Source organism: Marinoscillum furvescens DSM 4134, from assembly GCF_003386095.1.
Classification (GTDB): domain Bacteria; phylum Bacteroidota; class Bacteroidia; order Cytophagales; family Cyclobacteriaceae; genus Marinoscillum; species Marinoscillum furvescens.
Genome location: NZ_QREG01000007.1, coordinates 169777 through 190180, shown reverse-complemented (window position 1 = coordinate 190180; position 20404 = coordinate 169777). Strand labels below are relative to the sequence as shown.

The 20404-nt window shown below is 47.8% G+C and carries 24 protein-coding genes; 14 read left to right on the top strand and 10 right to left on the bottom strand.

The features are described from left to right. The first annotated feature begins 3 nt into the window (after positions 1-3). The 4 genes from C7460_RS09680 (at position 4) to C7460_RS09665 (ending at position 2253) form a co-directional block, all read left to right on the top strand. A complete protein-coding gene (locus C7460_RS09680; RefSeq protein WP_115867896.1) occupies positions 4-465 on the top strand; it encodes a nucleoside deaminase in 462 nt (153 codons plus the stop codon). A 62-nt stretch (positions 466-527) separates the two neighbouring features. Further along, a complete protein-coding gene (locus C7460_RS09675; RefSeq protein WP_115867895.1) occupies positions 528-1136 on the top strand; it encodes a superoxide dismutase in 609 nt (202 codons plus the stop codon). 126 nt (positions 1137-1262) lie between these two features. Next, positions 1263-1736, top strand: coding sequence for a DinB family protein (locus C7460_RS09670; RefSeq protein ID WP_115867894.1), 474 nt, complete (start codon positions 1263-1265; stop codon positions 1734-1736). A gap of 22 nt (positions 1737-1758) precedes the next feature. Continuing rightward, a complete protein-coding gene (locus C7460_RS09665) occupies positions 1759-2253 on the top strand; it encodes a YkgJ family cysteine cluster protein (RefSeq protein ID WP_115867893.1) in 495 nt (164 codons plus the stop codon). On the opposite strand, the gene C7460_RS09660 is transcribed toward C7460_RS09665, so the two are convergent. Beyond that, the gene (locus C7460_RS09660; RefSeq protein WP_147302904.1) at positions 2235-2750 is read right to left on the bottom strand and encodes a hypothetical protein; all 516 of its coding nucleotides are present in this window, start codon (positions 2748-2750) and stop codon (positions 2235-2237) included. The two genes, C7460_RS09665 and C7460_RS09660, sit on opposite strands and share 19 nt — an antisense overlap. 99 nt (positions 2751-2849) lie before the next feature. Here C7460_RS09660 and C7460_RS09655 point away from each other — a divergent pair, with 99 nt between their 5' ends. The 5 genes from C7460_RS09655 to C7460_RS09635 all read left to right on the top strand — a co-directional run bounded on the left by C7460_RS09655 (position 2850) and on the right by C7460_RS09635 (position 7474). Continuing rightward, positions 2850-3650 (top strand): SDR family oxidoreductase, encoded by an 801-nt coding sequence (locus C7460_RS09655; protein WP_115867891.1) that lies wholly within the window; start codon positions 2850-2852, stop codon positions 3648-3650. A 136-nt stretch (positions 3651-3786) separates the two neighbouring features. Continuing rightward, on the top strand, positions 3787-4254 hold the full coding sequence (locus tag C7460_RS09650) for a hypothetical protein (protein ID WP_115867890.1): 468 nt from the start codon (positions 3787-3789) through the stop codon (positions 4252-4254). Between the two features lie 118 nt (positions 4255-4372). Continuing rightward, positions 4373-6328, top strand: a complete 1956-nt coding sequence (locus tag C7460_RS09645; protein ID WP_115867889.1) for a cyclic nucleotide-binding domain-containing protein — start codon at positions 4373-4375, stop codon at positions 6326-6328. Positions 6329-6384: 56 nt separating this feature from the next. Next, a complete protein-coding gene (locus C7460_RS09640; protein WP_115867888.1) occupies positions 6385-6981 on the top strand; it encodes a GDSL-type esterase/lipase family protein in 597 nt (198 codons plus the stop codon). A gap of 4 nt (positions 6982-6985) precedes the next feature. Then, positions 6986-7474 (top strand): peptide-methionine (S)-S-oxide reductase, encoded by a 489-nt coding sequence (locus C7460_RS09635; RefSeq protein ID WP_115867887.1) that lies wholly within the window; start codon positions 6986-6988, stop codon positions 7472-7474. Between the two features lie 50 nt (positions 7475-7524). Here the strand turns inward: C7460_RS09635 and C7460_RS09630 are convergent, their stop codons facing one another. Further along, positions 7525-8997, bottom strand: a complete 1473-nt coding sequence (locus C7460_RS09630) for a M28 family peptidase (RefSeq protein WP_115867886.1) — start codon at positions 8995-8997, stop codon at positions 7525-7527. A gap of 309 nt (positions 8998-9306) precedes the next feature. Beyond that, the gene (locus C7460_RS09625) at positions 9307-11031 is read right to left on the bottom strand and encodes an alanine/glycine:cation symporter family protein (protein ID WP_115867885.1); all 1725 of its coding nucleotides are present in this window, start codon (positions 11029-11031) and stop codon (positions 9307-9309) included. A gap of 115 nt (positions 11032-11146) precedes the next feature. On the opposite strand from C7460_RS09625, the gene C7460_RS09620 reads away from it, so the two are divergent. Next, entirely contained in the window at positions 11147-11734 is a 588-nt protein-coding gene (locus C7460_RS09620; protein ID WP_115867884.1) for a DUF4230 domain-containing protein, read from the top strand. A 66-nt stretch (positions 11735-11800) separates the two neighbouring features. Then, positions 11801-12181, top strand: coding sequence for a RidA family protein (locus tag C7460_RS09615; protein ID WP_115867883.1), 381 nt, complete (start codon positions 11801-11803; stop codon positions 12179-12181). Here the strand turns inward: C7460_RS09615 and hutG are convergent. From hutG to C7460_RS24375, 4 genes are all read right to left on the bottom strand, one after another. Beyond that, the gene (hutG, locus tag C7460_RS09610; protein WP_115867882.1) at positions 12168-13154 is read right to left on the bottom strand and encodes a formimidoylglutamase; all 987 of its coding nucleotides are present in this window, start codon (positions 13152-13154) and stop codon (positions 12168-12170) included. The genes C7460_RS09615 and hutG overlap by 14 nt on opposite strands. 26 nt (positions 13155-13180) lie before the next feature. Beyond that, positions 13181-14401 carry an imidazolonepropionase gene (gene hutI, locus C7460_RS09605; RefSeq protein WP_115867881.1) on the bottom strand — a complete coding sequence of 407 codons (1221 nt, stop codon included), beginning with the start codon at positions 14399-14401 and terminating at the stop codon, positions 13181-13183. Positions 14402-14434: 33 nt separating this feature from the next. Beyond that, complete coding sequence (locus C7460_RS09600; RefSeq protein ID WP_115867880.1) at positions 14435-15706, bottom strand: replication-associated recombination protein A; 1272 nt, start codon at positions 15704-15706, stop codon at positions 14435-14437. Positions 15707-15884: 178 nt separating this feature from the next. After that, positions 15885-16013, bottom strand: coding sequence for a hypothetical protein (locus tag C7460_RS24375; protein WP_262511849.1), 129 nt, complete (start codon positions 16011-16013; stop codon positions 15885-15887). A gap of 317 nt (positions 16014-16330) precedes the next feature. On the opposite strand from C7460_RS24375, the gene C7460_RS09590 reads away from it, so the two are divergent. Continuing rightward, positions 16331-16765 (top strand): putative toxin-antitoxin system toxin component, PIN family, encoded by a 435-nt coding sequence (locus C7460_RS09590; protein WP_115867878.1) that lies wholly within the window; start codon positions 16331-16333, stop codon positions 16763-16765. Positions 16766-16867: 102 nt separating this feature from the next. Here C7460_RS09590 and C7460_RS09585 read toward each other — a convergent pair whose 3' ends face one another. After that, positions 16868-17158, bottom strand: a complete 291-nt coding sequence (locus C7460_RS09585) for a hypothetical protein (RefSeq protein ID WP_115867877.1) — start codon at positions 17156-17158, stop codon at positions 16868-16870. Positions 17159-17350: 192 nt separating this feature from the next. Between C7460_RS09585 and C7460_RS09580 the strand changes: the two genes are divergently transcribed. Together C7460_RS09580 and C7460_RS09575 are read left to right on the top strand one after the other, a co-directional pair. After that, entirely contained in the window at positions 17351-18076 is a 726-nt protein-coding gene (locus tag C7460_RS09580; RefSeq protein WP_147302903.1) for a methyltransferase family protein, read from the top strand. A 35-nt stretch (positions 18077-18111) separates the two neighbouring features. After that, positions 18112-18987 carry a DMT family transporter gene (locus C7460_RS09575; protein WP_115867875.1) on the top strand — a complete coding sequence of 292 codons (876 nt, stop codon included), beginning with the start codon at positions 18112-18114 and terminating at the stop codon, positions 18985-18987. Here C7460_RS09575 and C7460_RS09570 read toward each other — a convergent pair. Together C7460_RS09570 and C7460_RS09565 are read right to left on the bottom strand one after the other, a co-directional pair. Continuing rightward, positions 18984-19376: a DUF4348 domain-containing protein gene (locus C7460_RS09570; protein WP_115867874.1), complete on the bottom strand. Its 393-nt coding sequence runs from the start codon at positions 19374-19376 to the stop codon at positions 18984-18986. The genes C7460_RS09575 and C7460_RS09570 overlap by 4 nt on opposite strands. Then, entirely contained in the window at positions 19373-20383 is a 1011-nt protein-coding gene (locus tag C7460_RS09565) for a threonine aldolase family protein (RefSeq protein WP_245986284.1), read from the bottom strand. The genes C7460_RS09570 and C7460_RS09565 overlap by 4 nt, the downstream gene beginning before the upstream one ends. Between the last annotated feature and the right edge of the window lie 21 nt (positions 20384-20404).

Here is a 20404-nt window from a genome sequence, read left to right as displayed (position 1 = left end):
CCTATGAGCGAGCTAAGTATCCATAGTGATGAGCACTATATGAAGCAGGCACTTAAAGAAGCTGAAAAAGCTTACGAAGACCGGGAGATACCCGTGGGGGCCGTAGTAGTCTGCAACAACCGCATCATAGCCCGTGCTCACAATCAGGTGGAACGCCTCAATGACGTTACCGCTCATGCTGAAGTCCTGGCCATCACAGCTGCACAAAATCATTTAGGGTCCCGCTACCTGGATCAGTGCACGCTATATGTAACCCTGGAACCCTGCTGCATGTGTGCGGGCGCACTTTACTGGTCACAGATCAAAAAAGTTTACTTCGGGGCCCGGGACGAAAAGCGCGGCTACCAGCTGCTCAACCCAGATATCATTCACCCGCAAACGGAAGTACACACGGGTATTTTGGCCGAAGAATCTTCCGAACTCATAAAATCCTTCTTTCGAAGAATGAGACGGAACAATAAGTAGGTCATTCCGTTTTATATTTGACACTGAAAAAAGAAAATCTTAAACCTTAAATCAATCAAAAAATGGCTTTTGAATTACCTGATTTACCATACGCTCATGACGCACTTGAGCCACACATCGATAAGCAAACCATGGAAATCCACCATGGCAAGCACCACGCAGCTTATGTATCTAAGCTAAACGGAGCCATAGAAGGCACCGACATGGCTGACAAGTCTCTCGAAGACCTGATGGCTAACCATACCGACAATGCTGCTGTGAGAAACAATGGTGGCGGCCACTGGAACCACTCTTTGTTCTGGACTATCATGGGTCCTGACGGAGGTGGCAACCCAACAGGTGCTGTAGCAGACGCTATCAACGCGGCTTTTGGAGATTTTGAGAAATTCAAAGATGCATTTAGCAATGCCGCAGCAACAAGATTTGGGTCAGGATGGGCATGGCTATGTGCTCACGCTGATGGCAAAGTGGAAGTTTGCTCTACAGCCAATCAGGACAACCCCCTAATGCCTAACCAGGGCTGTGGCGGTACTCCAATCCTCGGACTGGATGTATGGGAGCACGCATACTACCTCAAATACCAAAACAAACGCCCTGACTACATCAATGCATTTTTTGATGTGATCAACTGGGCAGAAGTAAACAGAAGATACGAAGAGGCTACTAAGTAATTTAGCAGCCCTCATGACTTCAAAAAGCCACCTCTTTAGGTGGCTTTTTTTGTTTAAACGCAAGTGTTGCCATTATTTAACATTACAATTTTTTCTCGCTGATTTGATTTTTTGTAACTTCAATAGGTGAACCTACACGACCTTACCGCCCAACTCAACGAAGTATACGAAGGACAACCATGGTTTGGCAATAGTATAGCCACCTACCTTCAGGAAATAGAGGACTCTCAGATAGGTGCGTCCGTTTCGGGCAGCCGCAGCATTGGCCAGATCATCAACCATATGATCGTATGGCGCGAATATGTATTGGACAAACTCGAAGGCCGAAGCAATTCGCTCAGAGTAAACAGCCCGGAAGACTGGCCACTTCGGAGCTACAAACCCGAAGACAAAGCCCCACTTTTCACCCGCCTCAAAACAACCCAAAAAAAGCTCAACGAAGCACTAAAACAACAAGATGACACCCTCCTGACAATGACCGTACCCGGAGAACCCCGGACTTTTGAACAGCTACTGACAGGCATTATATACCATGATATATACCACCTGGGGCAGATATATCTCATCAAATCCTCGCTGGAAAAGAAATCCGTAACCTAAGCAGTGTATACCTTTGTTTCTTATGCGCTATCAGGAAGACCTCAAACAAGCCAGCGATAAGAAAAAAGCCAACAAAACGTTTTTGAAAGGTTTAAAACGGCAAAAGCCAAAAGATCTGGACGATCAATTTCATCAACTTCACAATGAGGTATTCGAAGAAATAGATTGCCTGGAATGCGCCAACTGTTGCAAAACAACCTCTCCTATTTTTCAGATGTCAGACATAGAACGACTGGCCAAAACCCTGCGCATGAAAGTTGCCGGATTTATCGCAGAGTACCTGCAGCTAGATGAGGATGGAGACTATGTACTACGGCAAAGCCCCTGTGCTTTTTTAGGTGCTGACAATAAATGCATCGTATACGAAAGCCGCCCCAAAGCGTGCCGCGAATACCCACACACCGATCGCAAGCGAATGTATCAGATCACAGATCTTACCTTCCGCAATACTCTTGTTTGTCCTGCAGTAAGCAGAGTGCTTGACCGCCTGCAGGCAGTCTACAAACCATCCAAATGATGCACGTGATCGTCGATCACGTCCACCTGGCGCGTGATTGCCTTCAAGTATTTTTTCATTTCTTTTTCCAGCACCTTCACGTCATGAGCATAAGCATCGCTGGTCTTGTTCATCTCCAGGTTGTTGAGCTCCATGCATTCCTTTCGGAGAAATCGTAAAAAAGAGCGGGTGGTGTATTCTGTCTCTAGCGTTTCTATGTCAGAGAGCGTGGCCCTTGCTTCGGCATCTTTGTCGGTATCAAACTTATTTTTAACAATCAAATAGAGCGTAGTATCGTAGTGATGGATATCGTCTAAAAGAGCAATGGCATTGTCTCGAAAAGCCTTGGTATGACAATATTGCTCCAGTCCTTCATAGGTTTTGAGCTGGTCAGCAAGTGCATCCCACTGCACCGTAAGCTCATCGATGACTTCCACAATATTTTCTTCCTCCTGGGCCTGTAGGCTGAATGTAATCATGCTGACGATGGCGGTCAGCAAAACTATTCGCATTTTCATGTATTTTAGGTTAGGTTATCAGATTAGATGACCGAAGATACAAAATCTAGCAAGTAGATTGCTCCTTTATTTTTGGGTCTACAAAGACAACTCGGGATTATGCAAACAATTTCAATACTAGGGTGTGGATGGCTGGGACTGCCACTGGGAGCAGCATTGGCGAAGGCTGGTTTTCAAATAAAAGGTGCAACTACCACAGCAGCCAAAACAGCTCGCTTAAAAAGTGCCGGCATTACACCTTACGTTTTGAACTTTAATCCTGATGTGGAGCACACAGCAGATTTTTTTGATACGGACGTCCTCATCATCAACCTGCCTCCAAGAAATCAAAATGAAGATGAAGACTACCACAAAAAACAGCTTCAGGCCATCAGACAATACTGCCTGCAACATCAAATCTCCAAAGTCTTGTTTGTAAGTTCTACTGCAGTATACCCCAACTGTAACCGGGAAGTACACGAAGAGGATGCATCCCCCACTGCGCTAAGTCGTGGTGGCATACCCCTACTGCTAATGGAACAAATCTTCACATCTACCCTCACCTTCCAAACCACTGTAGTACGCTTTGGAGGTCTCTATGGGCCAGAGCGACACCCCGGCAGGTTTTTGGCCGGAAAAAAGGGAGTACCTGGCGCCTCCAACCCTGTAAATATGATTCACCTCGAGGACTGTATCGGAGTGATTCAATCCATCATACAGCAAAGCCTTTGGAACAAAACCTACAATGCCTGCGCTCCGTCACACCCTCGGCGGGATGACTTTTACCTACAGGCTACTCAAAAACTGGACCTCCCACCACCCCAATTTTCTACAGAAAGCAAGGACTTCAAACGCGTTTCACCAGCAAAACTTCTAAAGGAAACTGGCTATCAATTTGTACACAACCCTTCATTTACTTAGAATAATCCAATAATTTACCCGTTCAAACCTGTTTTATTTTCCTTGAGCGCTTTCATCTCTTAAGTTTGGCCTGTGCTCTTTCTCTTGAGGGATATTTACTCTATTTTCGCAACCGTTTTTCTAAAAAACCGGCGAAATGAAAGTAATCCTTACATCCATACTCACCCTCGTATTGTTCAATTTGGCCAATGCACAAATTGGAATTTCATTGGAAGACGCAAAAACTCGAGGAATTGAAGTAGCACAACTAGACAGCACTTATAGAAGCGGCATTCATAGCGATGCGTCCAAGGCCGTATTTGGCGACCAACAAAACGCCTACATTAAAGCCTACTACTCTATGATTCATGACCTGAGCGCTTTTCTAAATGGACGAGATTTTCGCTGGGGTAGTCAGACCCGATGCTTCAACAGAATCTACTTTAGTGCGGACGGATCTATAGACTATTTTATCTATGAGTTTAGTGAAGGAGAACTCAATTCAGACCGAAAAGAAACCTTCGAAAGACTGCTCAACGAGTTTATCGTAGACTACAAATTTTCACTCACCAGCAATGTGCCTTTTGCACAGTGCAGCCCGGTCAACTACCGCGACACCCTGTAGTTGGCTTCAATCAATTTTAAAATTTCGCAATCCATTTTTTACATAATTTTCATTTTTTTACTATTTTAATTGAATGAAATAATATTTTAATTTCTTTTAATTAACAAAATAGTAAAAATTGAAGGCATTAAGCAACAAATCCGCAATCACCCCAGCCATTTTAGAGGTCGGAAAAGAAATTCGTTTAAAAAAAGGCGATTTTCTGACACAGCAGTTTGCCAAAGCAAATGACTTTTATCTCCTAAAATCTGGAAGTATTCGGTTTTCGCTGGAAGTAGACGAAACTGTAGGGGAAATACATGTAGGCGAAAGTAGCCAGCGTTTTACTCCAGTAGGCTGGAGTGGCTTCAACGCACCAGGTAGGTACGCCACCACCGCCAAAGTAAGCTCTTCATCAGCTTCATTTATCAGGTGGAGCCACAAAGACCTGCAGGAGCTCATGACCACTGACCCTGAAGCCGGCACAAGCTTCCTCCGCGAAGTGTGCGCACAAACTCGTGTACTGCTAATTACCGCCATAAAACTCCTCAGCTCTCAAGCAAAAGAGCAAGACCAGATAAAAACGGAAGATCCGGTATTTTCTACATCCCCAGCTCCTGTAGATGAAAACCTCACGGCCTTTCTTCGTAAATCAAGCTTTTTTGAAGTTTTTGAAGAGTCGCCGCTAGAGTTTCTCAGCCAGAGTATAGAGCGCCGACTGTACCCTTCCAATGCCACCATTTTTACTCAGGAATCCGAACCAGACGGTATCTACATATTAGGGTCTGGAAAAGTTCGCTTTAGCTATCAAAGCGAAGACAACAGATCCATAGGCTTTCGCCAAATCACCACTCCAGGCTTTCTGATCGGCTGGTCTGCAGGCACAGGCCAGACCAACATGGTCAATGCTCATGCTGTACAGGAAACATTGGTCTATTTCATCCCCCGGACGTCTCTAGATCGGGTACTAAAGCTGCATCCGGATTTTACACCGCAGTTTTATAGAAGATTACTCTGGCTCATCAGCTACCGCCTCCAGGCTATTCGTGCCCGCATTATCGCTTCCGGATTCAAGCATGAGCTCATCGCTATCAGCAACCTGATAGACCAAAACAGTGCCCGAATAGACTTGTCTTCCCCACTGCATAAAATACCGCACTTGCTCGACAATAAGCATACCGTAGACGATGCGCTTTTTATATTGGAAAAATTACGGGTACAGGGCACAAGCCTGGAGAAAAACATAGCCACCACTGCACTCGATGTACTGGAAGAAACCTACACCGAGGCGAGTTTTTACAAAGGTCTGGTAGACGTCTATAAAAGCGTAGTACAGGCACCTAAAAATGCCAGTCCGCTGGAGATCAGAAAGATTTGTGCTCAGTCCTATATATCGGTTTTCGACAAACAGCGCTACCTTATTCAAGGAACCGAAAACTTACCAAATGAGTCAGGACATATATTCATCTACAACCACCTCAGAAACCACCCGTACAACACCCTGCCCAACCAGTTTCAGATCACCCTGGACTCCCACTTTATTAGCAGCATGATCCTGATGAAAAACTATGACGACCCAGGGCTGCGCATTGTTCGGGTAGGGCAAAGCAAAGAATTTGCACATCAGGAATATTACCAAAGGCTGGGTCACATAGACGTGTATACCGATGACTCCAAGTCTGAAAGCAAAAAGATAAAAAAACAGGTTCGCCAGATGTTTTACAATGAAGCCGGTGCATATGTAGGCGGTGGTGGCAATCTGATTATCAGTCCTGAAGGCAGCTCCTACAGCACGGAAGAGTCACCTGGGCCCTTTAAGCCGGGCGCCTTTAACCTGGCGCTAAGCATGAAAAAAGAACCCTACATCGTGCCTCTGGTAATGGCAAATTTTGACAAAAGGGCCAGAAACAACCGCTTTGTATGCCTCATATTGCCCCCTTTCAAGGTCAGTGACTATATTCGCGACAAAGAAGACAAAGCTCAGATGCACCGTTTTTTGGTCAAATATCAAGAAACTTACAGGTCCTACGTGCAAAAGGCCATCGCACTGAGCCAACCATCTGCTGATGATGTTCTTAATAAAAAAGGTGAATGATGCACAGCTATGCAAACCTTTGCGATTAAGACTTATTCCTCAGACACACAGAGCGAATGATGAAGTTAGAGTTTGAAGGCGAAATACAGGCACTAGAAAATAAAATCCTCGACCATCCCCACCAGGACGATTTGATTGCTTTTTATGGCAGCTCATCCATACGGCTTTGGGAAACACTGGAAGAAGACCTCTCTCCGCTCAATGTGATCAATCTGGGCTTTGGGGGATCTTCTTTTTCCTGGTGCATCTACTATTTTGACCGGGTATTTGCGCGCATTAAGCCCTCGCGTGTTATCATCTATGTAGGTGACAATGACCTGGCTGCAGGCATTCCTCCAGAAAAAGTACTGAAGAAATTTCGGATGCTGACCAAACTGGTGCGCATGAACTACCCCGATGTGCCAATGGACTTTATCTCCATAAAACCCAGCCCCATACGCACACACCTGCTCCCGGAAATACAGCTGACAAACCAGCTGATACGCAAAGAACTTCTTGCCCTGGGGAAAGCTTCGCTGATAGACGTGCACAACTCCATGCTCAATGAAAATGGAGTAGCTCGGCCTGAGCTGTACGTAGAAGACCAGCTCCACCTTAATGCTGAAGGCTATAGAATCTGGAAAGGAGTAGTCCGCAAGCATCTGGGGATTTAATACCGTGATAGCTCCAGCCATCATCGGGTTTGGGGGCGGTTGCCACTGGTGCACCGAGGCGGTATTTGAGTCTTTGAAAGGAGTGAGTCTTGTGGAGCAAGGCTGGATTGCCTCAGGAATACCCTATAACCAATACTCAGAGGCAGTAAAAGTACACTACCAACCGGCCATCATCAGTCTGGCTGATCTCATAGCCATTCACCTCTACACGCACGCCTGTACAAGTAACCATAGCTTGCGCCAAAAATACCGCTCGGCGGTTTATACCACTACCCCTGAACAAATACGAAGCTGTCAAAAGGCCATTACCAGCTGTCAAACAGATTTTGAACAACCAATCATCACCAAAGTGCTCCCTCTGGAGCACTTCCGGCTAAATGAGGAACAATACCTCCACTACTACCTCTCCAATCCTGACAAACCATTTTGCCAAACCTATATCACTCCTAAGCTCCGTAAGCTGCGCCAAAAGCACGACCAACACATGAAGTAAAAAGCCCCGAAGTTTCCTCCGGGGCTTTATAAATCCGTGATCAATAGCGCTTAGTTTTTCCCGTATAGTGCCTTGCCCTCGTCTTCGTATTTATCTCCTTCAGTCCAGAAGATCTCTCCGGTGTAGTTGCCAATCAAAGTAACTGCGTAGATAAATGACTTGGAGTACTTGGTGAGGTAGTCATAATCCAATGTGTGTGCCTCATCCTCCGGCTGATGGTAGTATTTGGTGATTTCTTCATTCATCTCCGTGTAGCCAGGGTCATAGGATACGGCAGGTACGCCTTTCGCCGCAAAGCTCACATTGTCCGACCGATCGTAGTAGTTTTCTTCTGGCAGTGGGTCGTCGATGGCTTCCAAACCGAATGCATCAGCCGCCTGTGCAAACAAAGGCGTCACACTGGTGCGGTGAAAACCTACCACCGTCACTTTGCTCACATCATTGTAGCCTCCGGTGTCCGTATTGAGGTCATATACAGTTTTCTCCAGCGGGAAAACCGGGTTTTCCGCATACCACGCGCTGCCCAGGAGGCCTTTTTCTTCGGCATTGCATGCCAAAAAGGCCACTGATCGCTTGGGCGGGTTTTTACCCAAATACTCCGCAGCAGTGAGCATGTTCGCGATACCTATGCCATTGTCACGTGCTCCGTTCCAGATGGAGTCACCTTCTACATTGCTCACCCCCACGTGATCAAAATGGGCAGTAATCATCACATATTCATCCTTGAGCTCGGGATCTGTCCCTTCGATGTAGCCCACTACGTTGGGCACGGTGAGTGATTCATTGGCTTGTCCGCCTATAGTAATGCTCGCATTGGTCCCATTTTGTGATTCAAAAAACTTCACCAAACCCGCATCGTCTAGCAGCCAGGCGATAGGAAAGGTATCATCCTCACCGTCTTCGCTGCCCAGATCCAGCGAAAATTTCTCTCCCGAAAAGTAGTACTGGATCATTTTCCAGGGGTATTTCCCCGGACGGTAAAGCTCCACCAACGCCACAGCGCCCGCTTCCAAACAAGCATCCCGCTTTTGACGGGTATAGGGAGACAACCGATCTTCCGGATTGCCATTACCTACTTTAGCCACCACTATTTTACCTTTCAGGTCCAGACCTTCCAGATCCTCCTCCAGACCGAAGTTGACATAAACCAGCTCTCCAGAAAACGTCCCATTCGAAGACGAATAGAAAACCATATCGTCCAGCCCAAAAGTGCTGTCTGCCACCTGAAAAGTCGTTTGCTGGGGGGAGACACCTTTGGTAAGCTTCACCGGCTGCATGTACGTATCCATGCCGGGAGGCGTCTTCACGCCATAAGCCCGAAAGCGCTCCGCAATGTATCGCGCAGCTATTTCATTTTCCAGGGTGCCCGTATTGCGTCCCCTGAGTTCGTCAGCAGCTAAAAAATAGAGGTGAGCCTTGAGCTCGGTAAGTGACACTTCGCTATCGATTTGCTTGACCACCTTCTTTTGGGCACCAGCAGCTACCGCTACCAGCACTCCAAGTATCATAAGTGCTTGTTTCATTCCTTTTCAGTTTTTTGGGTTGAGCCCAAAGCTAACCTTTGATATCCAGATCCCGAGTGAAGATTATTTGATCGGTAGCAGGCATGGCGTGTAAGGCAAAAAAACACCCTGACATGCAAGCACGTCAGGGCAAAATTCTTTGATTGACATGTTGTAATTTAAACCTGACGCTACTTTGAGGAAATGTCTAACCTTTGGACAAGCTCAAGCTGACCCTTCTTCTTGCTTTAGGAGCAATCAGCTTCTTCCAAAAACAAAAAAGTCTCTCTGGCACGTGCCAGAGAGACTTTGTTTTCAGCTCTATCAATCCTACTTAAACTTCGGATGTTTGGACCCAGGGAAATTCTCCTCGAAGAAATCTCCGTATTCCCTGATGGTCTTTTTCATATCTCGTCTTAGCCAGATGATCCCGATCAGGTTAGGGAGGGTCATCAGGGCAATGGTAATGGCCGAAAGCGTCCAGATGATGGTAGTATCCTGGAATGCCGCAAAGAAAAAGGCCACTACATAAACGATACGATAGTAGATCACAGACCTTGGCCCAAACAGGTACGTCATAGCTCGGTCACCGTAGTAAGACCAGCTAATAGCCGTACTAAATGCAAAAAGCAACAAACCGATCGATACGATGTACTGGCCATAATCTCCGAAAAAGCCTCTATTGAATGCCAATGCCGTCAGCGGAGCACTGTGTACCAGTGACTCACCGATAAACTTGAGCGGTCGCTCATCCACCACATCACCATTTTGGATTTTGATCACCCCGGAGAATACTTCTTCGTCCAGCAAGCCTTCGTTTTTAAATACGGTGATGTTGTCCGCAAAACTCCGTGCATGGATAAAGGTGATATCGTCATTGACTATTTTACCATTCTCTACACGCAACTCGCCCGAGAAAGTAGGCAATGCTTCAATTTCATTTAAATGCCTGTAGATTTTGTCTTTGTGCTCAGGCACCGTCTCCTTATACTGGTCTGCGAGAATTTCTATTTCCGCATATTCAAACTGATTTTGGTGCTTTTCGGCCCACACACCAGAAGACAACAGTACCAGTCCAGTAACGGTACAAATGATAATGGTATCGATAAATGGTTCCAAAATAGCCACCATACCTTCAGAAAGCGGCTCATTGGCTTTGGCCGATGCGTGCGCGATCGGTGCTGACCCTTGTCCAGCTTCGTTGGAAAACAAGCCACGGTTTACACCTCTATTGAAAGCAAAGGCGAGATTCGCACCGATAAATCCTCCGGTAGCTGCAGTGCCACTAAAGATATCTCCGAAAATAGCTGCAAGTGAAGGAACGATGTTTTCATAGTTGAAAAAGATCACGGCAAAAGCCCCGATGAAATAGATGATCGCCATGCCGGGTACAAGCTTGGACGTAACCGCCGCGATACGTTTGATCCCACCTATGATAACCAATCCAAGGAACACCGCAAGCACAGCCCCAGTGATCACCTGATCGATCCCAAAAGTAGCTAGCAGTGTACTGGAAATACTATTGATCTGAGGCAAACTACCCGTACCGAAAGAGGAAAGTACCGTAGCAAAAGCAAAGATGGCTGCCAACCACTTCAGGCTGACTTTTTTACCTCGAAACTTAAACTCCGCATTTTTCATGTAGTACATGGGACCTCCAGCCATAGTACCATCGGGGAGCTTGGTACGGTATTTATGCGAAAGCGAAACCTCCACAAACTTGGTACACATACCCAAAGCGGCCGTAACGAGCATCCAAAACAGCGCCGCAGGCCCTCCCAGGTGCACTGCAAACGCCACACCCGCGATGTTGCCAGTACCTACCGTACCCGAAAGCGCAGTAGCCAGTGCCTGAAAGTGTGAGGTATCTCCAGGAAGATCTTTTCGGTCATACTTTCCGGTCACAATCCTCACGGCATGACGGAAAAAGCGTATTTGAGGGAATTTAAGGTATAAGGTGAAGAAGAGTCCTGTACCTAGCAAGGCATAAGGAAACCACCAGGCACTGCCGATGAAGCTATCGATGAGCGTAAGAAATTCGTTTACTTCTCGCATAAATGTATGTATGGGTTGATGTTTCTTAAACCGACAAAAGTAATGATTCTCACCAAAGTATGTACACCCGCATCTCGTCCTTTGATTTGAAGCGCAATCCGAATAACTTGGAGGCATGATAGCACTGCTTCGCATCATCCTCAAAATGCTGCCGTGGCTCATAGTGGTAGCCCTCCTCAGCTGGCTGCTTATCGCAGAAAAGCTCGACATTGGCATTGCTCCCGGGGCCAAAAACACTTATCAGTCTGCCTTGCTCACGCGGGTAGAATCGCTGGGAAAAGTGGAGCTGGTGCGCTACCACTTTCAGGAAGTGACGGAGATCCAAAAGGCTGCCGACCGTATAGACCTCAAGCTGTTTAAGCTACCGACCATCGTACCCGACTCCCGAGCTGTGCTCATCAGCAAGGGCAGCGCCGTAGGGTGTGTAGACCTCACACAAGTCAAAAAAGACCACATCCGACATAGAAAAGATACGGTATACATTACCCTGCCTGCCCCTGAGCTATGCTACTTCAAAATTGACCTGGAAAACTCCCGACTGTACGACCTGGAGATTCAGGGGCTTTCGCCAAAAGATCGCAAGCTGTTTATGGAAGAGCTCTACGAGGTAGCAGAACAAGACATCCGTGCTTCGGCATTGAAAATGGGCATATTAGAAGAAACACGGACCAACGCTCAAAACCTCCTACAGCCGCTTTTTTGAAAGCGTGAGTGGCCAGCCGGTTGTAGTACAGTTTGCACTATCACCTCAAACGATAACCGAACAACAATGAATAGAACAAATATCTCTTCCGGTGCTCCCTGGGAAGACGAAGTAGGCTACTGCCGGGCAGTAAAAATCGGCAATACTATAGAAATCTCCGGTACTGCACCTGTGCGCGACGGACTACCGATCTACGGGTCCGCCTATGAGCAAGCGATCTGCTGCCTGGAGGTCATAGAAGAAACGCTGAAGCGAGCTGGTGCTTCCCTTTCGGATGTAGTCCGCACCCGCATGTTTGTCACCGACATCAGCCAGTGGGAAGCCTTTGGCAAAGCCCACGGAGAGTATTTTGCTGATATCAAACCCGCCACCTCCATGGTGGAGGTGAGCGCATTGATAGATCCTGATTTTCTGATAGAGATAGAAGCTACAGCTATTGTTTCTTAGCCTTTTGGCTCATAGCCACATCATAGACAAATGAAGCTGCCAACTTGGCTGTTCGCCCATCGTCATACTCAGGGTTAAACTCCGCTATATCAAAGCTGATGACTTTGCCAGTGGCCAGTGCAGCGTCTAACATCTGACGCACCAAATAAGGGAACACACCGAATGCCGCAGGTGCACTCACTCCGGGGCTAAATCCCATGGACATTACGTCCAGATCCAGCGTGATGTACACATGATCTACTTTGGAGATAAAGGCTCCGATCTGCTGTTTTAAAGCACTGATGTTGTCTATGGTTACGTCTTCCAGGTCTATGTAGCTCTGGTTATACACGTCCATAAGTTTAAACAAAGACCTTGGGTTGGCTTGCTGATTGATGCCAATGGGTAAATAATAAATCTGGTCTCCGTGGTTATCACAGTCATCGGCTATCTGCCGAAAAGAGGAACCCGAATGTGCCCCATGCGCATAAGACCTAAAATCAAAGTGCGCATCGAAGTTGATGATGCCTATTTTATTGTCCGGCTTGTCCTTGAGGTGTTGGTAGATTCCCGAGTAATGCCCATAGGAGATCTCATGTCCGCCACCCAGCAGTATAGGAAAATAGCCATGATCCAGCAGCCGCTTCACACGGTCGGCCAGCAACTCCTGCGCGGCTTCTAGTTTGCCACGGTCTACGGTGACTGTACCCATGTCCCACAGCGTAAGCTCCTCGGGCTTAAAGTGTACCGCCATATTGCAAAGGGACTTGCGAATGATTAACGGTCCGTCTTTTGCCCCAGGACGCCCCTGATTTCGTCTCACTCCCTCATCCGAAGCAAAACCGAGCATTGCTACATTGCTGGCGCCTACTCCCGCACCCGACAGCCCATCTATATCCATGAGCTGTACTACATGGTGCCAGAGGTAACCATCTTCACCCTCGAAGTGGTCATTGCGGCCAGTCCATATCTTTTTACTTGGTATCTGATACATAGTTCTTAGGGTTAAAAGTAGTGTTTTCAGACTTTATTACCAGCCTTCCACACCATTTCGGGTTTTACTTTGCCCTGATTGTAAAAAATTTCACGGAAATCGGTGAGTGGAAATGCACTAAAATCCGCTCGCTCCCCTACGGCGAGTCGTCCTCTGTCCGCCAGACCCAATGCCGCCGCAGCCCTATAAGTAACGCCCGCCAGCAGCTCAGCCGCAGACAATTTTTCGTATGCTCCCAGCAAAGCGGCCTGCACCAGCAAGTCTCCCATAGGAGCACTGCCAGGATTCCAGTCAGTGGCTATGGCCAGGCTGGCACCAGCATCCAGGAGCTTACGCGCCGGGGTAAACTGCATGCCCAGCCCCAAAGACGCCCCGGGCAAAGCCACAGGGATCACATCAGCACTCGCCAGCAGCGCTATCTCCCGGTCCTGAGAAGCCTCCAGGTGATCTGCGCTACGCGCTCCAAACTCCACCGCCAGCTCGCTACCCCCTACCGTAAACTGGTCTGCATGGATGGTAAGATCGAACCCCAGCTTTTTGGCAGCTGCCAAATAAGGCCGCGCCACGGCCGGTGGAAAAGCATTTTCCTCTACGAATATATCGATGCGATTGGCCAACCCGCTCACCAGCAGCTTGGGGAGCAGCTCAGCCTCCAGATGCGCTAAAAACTCCTCGGGAGCAAATCGCTTGGGACAAACATGGGCTGCCAGACAAGTAGGCACCAAATCAGCCACAGCTTCTGCTCGCGCCTGACGGATGATCTTGAGCAGCTCCAGCTCTTTAGCTACTTCCAGCCCATAGCCCGTTTTGACCTCTATGGTGGTGATGCCATCTCGCAGATGCCTGGATGCACGTATCAAAACATTCTTTCTCAACTCCTCCGAAGTGGCCTCCTGGGTTTTGCTGACCGAGTCGAAAATGCCTCCACCCGCTGCCAGTATGTCCTGATAGCTTTTGCCTTCGGTGCGCAGCGAATAGTCTCCTGCTCTACTGCCGGCCCAGATCAGGTGGGTATGTGCATCGATCATTCCTGGGATCACCACCGAGTCTTCCGTAAGCACTTCTAGCTGATAGTCTTCAGTATTAAACGTGTCATAGGGCCCGATTGCTACGATTAGCCCGTCCTTCACTACGATGCCTGCCTGTGAAATAATCGTGAGCTGATCGTTGGCCAGGGCGCCTTTGAGCGGCATATCCGGCAAAGCCACCAGCTGTGTGATTGGGCCTATTAGTTTGGGGTGCGTCATTTGGGGGTGTTGTTTGGTTTAGGTTTTGAAAAATTAGTAACCGTACTTTTCTTTCCAGCGATTCCGCAAAAATTTTCTTAGCTCTTCTTCTCGTGGGTTTTTACCTGGGTCATAAAATTTTGTTTCCTTGATTTCATCGGGAAGAAACTCCATTGGCGCAAAGCTGCCGGGATAGTCGTGGGCATATTTGTAGCCTTTGCCATAGCCCTGATCCTTCATGAGCTTAGTAGGTGCATTGCGTATGGGCATGGGTACAGGCAGATCGCCCGTTTGGGAAACCAGCCGCTGGGCCTGGTTGATGGCCATGTAGCTGGCATTGCTTTTTGGAGAGGACGCCAGATAGGTCACACACTGCGAGAGGATGATACGCGACTCGGGATAGCCGATCACATTTACCGCCTGAAAGGTGGTAGTAGCCATCACCAGCGCGGTGGGGTTGGCATTGCCGATATCTTCGGAAGCCAGGATCACTAGCCGCCGGGCGATAAACTTCACATCCTCGCCCCCCTCAATCATGCGTGCGAGGTAGTAAACCGCCGCATTGGGATCACTACCGCGTATGGATTTGATAAAGGCAGATATGATGTCGTAGTGCATCTCACCCTGCTTGTCATAGAGCACTGTTTTACGCTGAGCTACGGCAATGACCTTTTCGTCGGTGAGTACGATTTGTTCCTGCGCTTCATCGCTTTTTACCACCAGCTCAAAAAGATTGAGCAGCTTGCGAGCATCACCACCGGAGAGGTTAAAAAGCGCTTCTGTTTCTTTTAGCTCTACCGTAAGTTTTTTCATCTCCACGTCCTCAGCCAGTGCCTGCTGCACGATTTTCAGGAGGTGGTCTTTACTCAGATGGTTGAGTGTATATACCTGGCAGCGTGAGAGCAAAGCGGCATTTACCTCGAAACTGGGGTTTTCCGTAGTGGCACCGATCAGCGTGATGGTGCCTTTCTCCACAGCCCCCAGAAGGGCATCCTGCTGACTCTTGTTGAACCGATGGATCTCATCTATAAAAAGGATGGCCTTGCTGCCGGCACGAATTCCGCCGATCACCTCGCGCACATCTTTCACTCCAGAGCTGATAGCACTGAGGGTGTGAAAGGGCATTTTCACCTGATTGGCAATAATGTTGGCCATGGTAGTCTTGCCAGTGCCGGGAGGTCCCCAAAGGATCATGGAGGGCACTCTGCTAGCCTCTATAGATCGCCTTAAAATTCCTTTGGCCCCTACCAGGTGCTCCTGCCCGATGAGGGCATCGAGGGTAGAAGGGCGCATTCGCTCTGCAAGGGGTGAGTTATCCTGAAACATGGTGCCAAAGTTAGGGGGAAGTGGCACAAATGTCAGCGACTCGCTTGCTCAATTGCCAAACCGCATCCGGCAAACACCCAACCGCATCCGGCAATCATCCATCCGGCCCCGGCAAAGACGCATCCGCATTCGACAATCATCCGTCCTCACTCGGCGATCATTCATCCGCTCTAGGCAATCACTCATCCGCACGGGAAAATGACCCAACCGCTTCCGGCAACCATCCATCCGCATAGGAAAATGACTCATCCGCATCCGGCAAACACTCATCCGCTGAATTGGGGTCAGTTTGTAATTGATTAAGCATAACAATCGTCAAAGGCTCGCCAAAATAGCTAGATCATCGAGTTACGTTATTAAAAAAGAACAGACTCCAGCGTATTCCACATAGAACTCTTTTTGGCTGGAATTCGTAAATTTGAATATGGACATTGAGAGAACAGATAGTGAAATCCTTTTTCGGCTCCCTGCCAACGTTGATACACTTGGTCTTCAACGTATGATAGACTATCTGAAGTACAAAGAGGCAACCGCCGAATGCAACCCCGAACAGGTCGAAATAGATAAATTGGCTAAGGAGTCTAAAGCAAATTGGTGGAAGGAAAACAAGCACCGATTTGTTAAATGAAGGTCGTTTTAGATACAAACATTGTATTCAGTGCAATCTTAAACTCAAATGGACTCATAGGCGAACTACTTTTTAATTCTGAGGAACAGTTTGAATTCTATTCGTCGGAGTACATCATTGATGAGCTGACAAAATACAAATCCAAGCTTCGGTCATTGACTAAAATGTCAGAGGAAAAAATCGACGTTTCGATTTATCAGGTGCTAAAGAATATAGACTTGATTTCAATGGTTGCAATTTCTGAGATTCATTGGAAACGTGCTTATGAATTAGCATTTGATGTCGATGAAGATGACACACCATTTGTCGCCACTGCCATCGGTTTAGAAGCATCCATCTGGACAGGTGACAAAAAGTTGATCAATGGATTAAGAACAAAAGGGTTTCGAGATATTTACACTACTGCGGAGCTGTACGAACTGCGAGCATAAATATCTAATTCATCGGTAAAGTCAATTCTGAGTCTCCACACCCCAAAAACAAAAAAAGCTTCCGGAGACCGGAAGCTGTTTCTTTACTTGGGGTAATGTTGTTTAATTGATTGAACTGGTCTTCAGCCCGAGATTACTCACTACATGGTTGTAGAGTTTTCGCTCAGACTGATCAGGGTGATAATCCTTGGTCATAAATGGAAAACAAGATTGGATGAAGCGTTTTTTGTCCTCTTCAGTCGTAAACTTCACCGTGTCCACTTCTTCCCATTCGTTGAGCAGCTCCAGCGTGTCCTCTTTGGGCACCCCGAGCTCCTGACCTACATGGACTATTTCATCTTTGTTTGCATTCACTGGCCCCGCATACTTGACCAAAGTACACAGTGTCTGCATCGTTTTTTTGTCAATATTTGTAAAAACCATACGCAGTGTATTTAGTGAATCACACAGACGAACATCGTCCGTACAATTATACAAATTGCAAACGATTGCAAAAAGGAAATGTTTTGGAATATTTTCACTTCTATCCCTTACATGTAGGTTACATTTTTGATTTTCAAATGGTTAACCGAAAAATTTCCGATCATGGCTGATGCAAGTAAATCTCTGAAACAGGGGCGCTTACTATTTCGCTACAGAGGACTACTACCCCTCCTCTTACTGGCACCAGCCCTGGCCCTCACTTACTGGCAGCCGGCAGCACCCTCACGCATGTATGTGCTCCTTTGCGTAGGACTCAGCCTGCTTGGCACTATTATGCGCATGTATATCGTGGGGCATACGCCCAAAGGAACCTCCGGGCGCAATACCGGACGTCAGCTGGCCGAACAGCTCAACACTACTGGCGCCTACGCTGTAGTGCAGCACCCGCTCTACCTGGCTAATTTCATCATATGGCTTGGCCTGGCCCTCTATCCCCAAAACGCACTTTTTCTGGCACTCACTGTTGCGTTTTTCTTTTGGGTATATCGACGCATCTTTCAGCTGGAGGAAGCTTTTCTAAAAAATCAGTTTGGCGATACCTGGCGCCAATGGTCTGCCAAAACTCCTACCATACTCCCAAACATCTGGCTGTACAAGCCCCCTACAGAGGCGTTTAACTGGAAAAAAGTCCTTCGAAAAGAAAAAAATGGACTACTGGCCATCGTTTTGGTTTTTACCCTGTTCGAACTGACCGCTTCGCTTGGGCAGGGAAACAGCCTCAGACAAACGCTCACTGTGCACCAGGAATGGCTTTGGGCCACGGGTATTTCGGGTGGACTCTACCTCCTCATCAAAGTAATCATGAAAAAAACCAGCTGGCTGAAATAGGGCTACAGATACCCCAATAACACTACCTTTGCCGCGTGAAAATAAACAACCTGGACAGACACCTGGCCATGCTGATCGTAGGCCTGCTCTATGGAGCCAACTACAGCGTCATCAAACTTGTCACTCCCGAACATTTGGAAGCCTTTGGCTTTATCGTGGTACGGGTACTGGTAGCTGCAGCGCTTTTTTGGGCCATCGCGTGGAAAGCAGAGCCCATAGACTGGAAAGCCGACGGCTGGCGACTGTTTTTGTGTGCCTTTTTTGGAGTGGGCGTAAACATGCTTTGCTTTTTCAAAGGTGTGAGCCTCACCAGCGCCATCAATGCATCCATCATTATGACCCTTACTCCGGCCATGGTATTTGTGATGTCGGTAATCCTTCTAAAAGAAAAAGTCATAAAACGCCGAATCCTTGGCCTGCTCATCGGGTTTGTGGGGGCGTTTTTGATTGTGTACCAGCCAGATGCAGCTAGCCAGACCGGAGACTGGCGGGGAGACCTGCTAGTCATCCTCAATGCCTCTACCTACGGCACCTATCTGGTACTGGTAAAGCCCCTTTTGGCCAAATACACTCCACTCACTGTTGCGAAATGGGTATTTCTCTTTGGCATCCCGGTAGTACTGCCTGTAGGCTGGCAAGGGTTTGCAGACATCCCATGGCCAGACCTGGATGCCACGGTCTACTGGAGCATGGCCTATGTGATCATTGGTGTGACGGTGATCGTCTATGTGCTCAACATCTGGGCAATGAAAAAGGTGAGCCCATCTACCGTGGGCGCTTACATTTACGTACAGCCAATATTTGCCACCCTTATCGCCAGCATAGCGTTTGGCGAGGCACTCACCCTACGCCACCTCATAGCGGCCATATTGGTATTTATCGGAGTAGGATTGGTGATCCAAAAACGCTAGAGATCCACTGTCTTGTAATACACCAGATACCACTTACCGTCTAGTCGCTGAAACTTTCGCTCGATCGACAGCCCGGCATCTCTGAGCTGCACTTTGTCGATCACCTCTTGATCCCGGCGGATGATCTCCGTATCATAGTTGGGGTCAGTAATGTCCGTGACTTTCTGGCGGTGCATCTCCCACGATTCAGGCTTCCAGTCTTTGGCACCTTCAGGCCCCACGTATTCCCCCTCGAGCGGAAACTTTACTCTGGACTTTTGAAAAGCAAGGTCTTCATGAAAACGCTCGTAAAACTCATCAAACTGCTCTGGCACACGTGTAGTACCCAACTTTTTGGTACAACCAACAGCCAGTAACAATACAAATAAGGCAAGGTAGATTCGATTCATAGTTTGTTGATTATAGAAACAGTCTGCTCCAACTGTTCGGCCGAAAAATCCAAATGCGTGACAAAGCGTATAGCATCTTTCCCAAAGGACACTGCCAGTACTCCTGCTGCTTCCAGCTCTTTCAATAACTCATTTGGTGTTTTACTAACCAGCCGGGCAATCACAATGTTGGTCTGCACCGGCAAAACTTCTTTTACAAAAGATTTGCCTGACAATGCTTCGGCAAGCTGCTGGGCACGGGCATGATCTTCTGCCAACCGCGCCACATGGTGCTGCAAAGCATAGCTGCACGCTGCTGCCAGATAGCCCGCCTGCCGCATCCCTCCTCCTAGCGCCTTGCGAATGCGTTTGGCCTCAGCTATTTGAGTGCTACTCCCCAGCAAGACAGACCCTACCGGAGCTCCCATGCCTTTCGAAAAACAGACGGATATGGAGTCAAAAAGCTGCCCATACATTTTTGGATCCTGCCCGGTGGCCACCAGCGCATTGAATAACCTGGCACCATCGAGATGCAATGCCAGGGCATTTTCAACGCAAGTTTTATGAATGGCCTGAAGCGTTTCCAGAGAATAAGTACTGCCCCCTCCTTTGTTCATGGTGTTTTCCAGGCATACCAGTCTGGATTTTGGAAAATGAATATCGTCAGGGTTGATGCTTTCAGCAATAGCAGCTGCCGAGAGCAAACCATAATCACCCGGCAGCAATTTGGGCGACACCAGTGAGTTGGACATCATACCACCACCCTCGTACAGGTACACATGCGCGTTTTCATGACATATGACCTCATCCTGAGGACGCGTATGCATGCGGATGGCAATCTGATTGGCCATAGTGCCAGAAGGGCAAAAAAGGCCCTCCTCCATACCAAAATAGGCAGCCACATCATCTTGTAGCTGGTTTACCGAAGGATCGTCACCAAACACATCGTCTCCTACAGGCGCAGACATCATAGCCTCCAGCATGGGCGGCGTAGGTTTGGTCACGGTATCACTGCGTAGATCAATCATTTTTTTCTGGTTTGCAGACAT

Coding starts and splice junctions, on each gene's coding strand:
- C7460_RS09565 (WP_245986284.1), bottom strand. CDS start 20,383: ATGATTGATCTACGCAGTGATACCGTGACCAAACCTACGCCGCCCATG.
- hutI (WP_115867881.1), bottom strand. CDS start 14,401: ATGACGCACCCCAAACTAATAGGCCCAATCACACAGCTGGTGGCTTTG.
- C7460_RS09625 (WP_115867885.1), bottom strand. CDS start 11,031: ATGCGAGAAGTAAACGAATTTCTTACGCTCATCGATAGCTTCATCGGC.
- C7460_RS09615 (WP_115867883.1), top strand. CDS start 11,801: ATGAATAGAACAAATATCTCTTCCGGTGCTCCCTGGGAAGACGAAGTA.
- C7460_RS09630 (WP_115867886.1), bottom strand. CDS start 8,997: ATGAAACAAGCACTTATGATACTTGGAGTGCTGGTAGCGGTAGCTGCT.
- C7460_RS09650 (WP_115867890.1), top strand. CDS start 3,787: ATGAAAGTAATCCTTACATCCATACTCACCCTCGTATTGTTCAATTTG.
- C7460_RS09655 (WP_115867891.1), top strand. CDS start 2,850: ATGCAAACAATTTCAATACTAGGGTGTGGATGGCTGGGACTGCCACTG.
- C7460_RS09660 (WP_147302904.1), bottom strand. CDS start 2,750: ATGAAAATGCGAATAGTTTTGCTGACCGCCATCGTCAGCATGATTACA.
- C7460_RS09665 (WP_115867893.1), top strand. CDS start 1,759: ATGCGCTATCAGGAAGACCTCAAACAAGCCAGCGATAAGAAAAAAGCC.
- C7460_RS09680 (WP_115867896.1), top strand. CDS start 4: ATGAGCGAGCTAAGTATCCATAGTGATGAGCACTATATGAAGCAGGCA.
- C7460_RS09585 (WP_115867877.1), bottom strand. CDS start 17,158: ATGCAGACACTGTGTACTTTGGTCAAGTATGCGGGGCCAGTGAATGCA.
- C7460_RS09675 (WP_115867895.1), top strand. CDS start 528: ATGGCTTTTGAATTACCTGATTTACCATACGCTCATGACGCACTTGAG.
- C7460_RS09640 (WP_115867888.1), top strand. CDS start 6,385: ATGATGAAGTTAGAGTTTGAAGGCGAAATACAGGCACTAGAAAATAAA.
- C7460_RS24375 (WP_262511849.1), bottom strand. CDS start 16,013: ATGCTTAATCAATTACAAACTGACCCCAATTCAGCGGATGAGTGTTTG.
- hutG (WP_115867882.1), bottom strand. CDS start 13,154: ATGTATCAGATACCAAGTAAAAAGATATGGACTGGCCGCAATGACCAC.
- C7460_RS09600 (WP_115867880.1), bottom strand. CDS start 15,706: ATGTTTCAGGATAACTCACCCCTTGCAGAGCGAATGCGCCCTTCTACC.
- C7460_RS09570 (WP_115867874.1), bottom strand. CDS start 19,376: ATGAATCGAATCTACCTTGCCTTATTTGTATTGTTACTGGCTGTTGGT.
- C7460_RS09590 (WP_115867878.1), top strand. CDS start 16,331: ATGAAGGTCGTTTTAGATACAAACATTGTATTCAGTGCAATCTTAAAC.
- C7460_RS09620 (WP_115867884.1), top strand. CDS start 11,147: ATGATAGCACTGCTTCGCATCATCCTCAAAATGCTGCCGTGGCTCATA.
- C7460_RS09580 (WP_147302903.1), top strand. CDS start 17,351: ATGGCTGATGCAAGTAAATCTCTGAAACAGGGGCGCTTACTATTTCGC.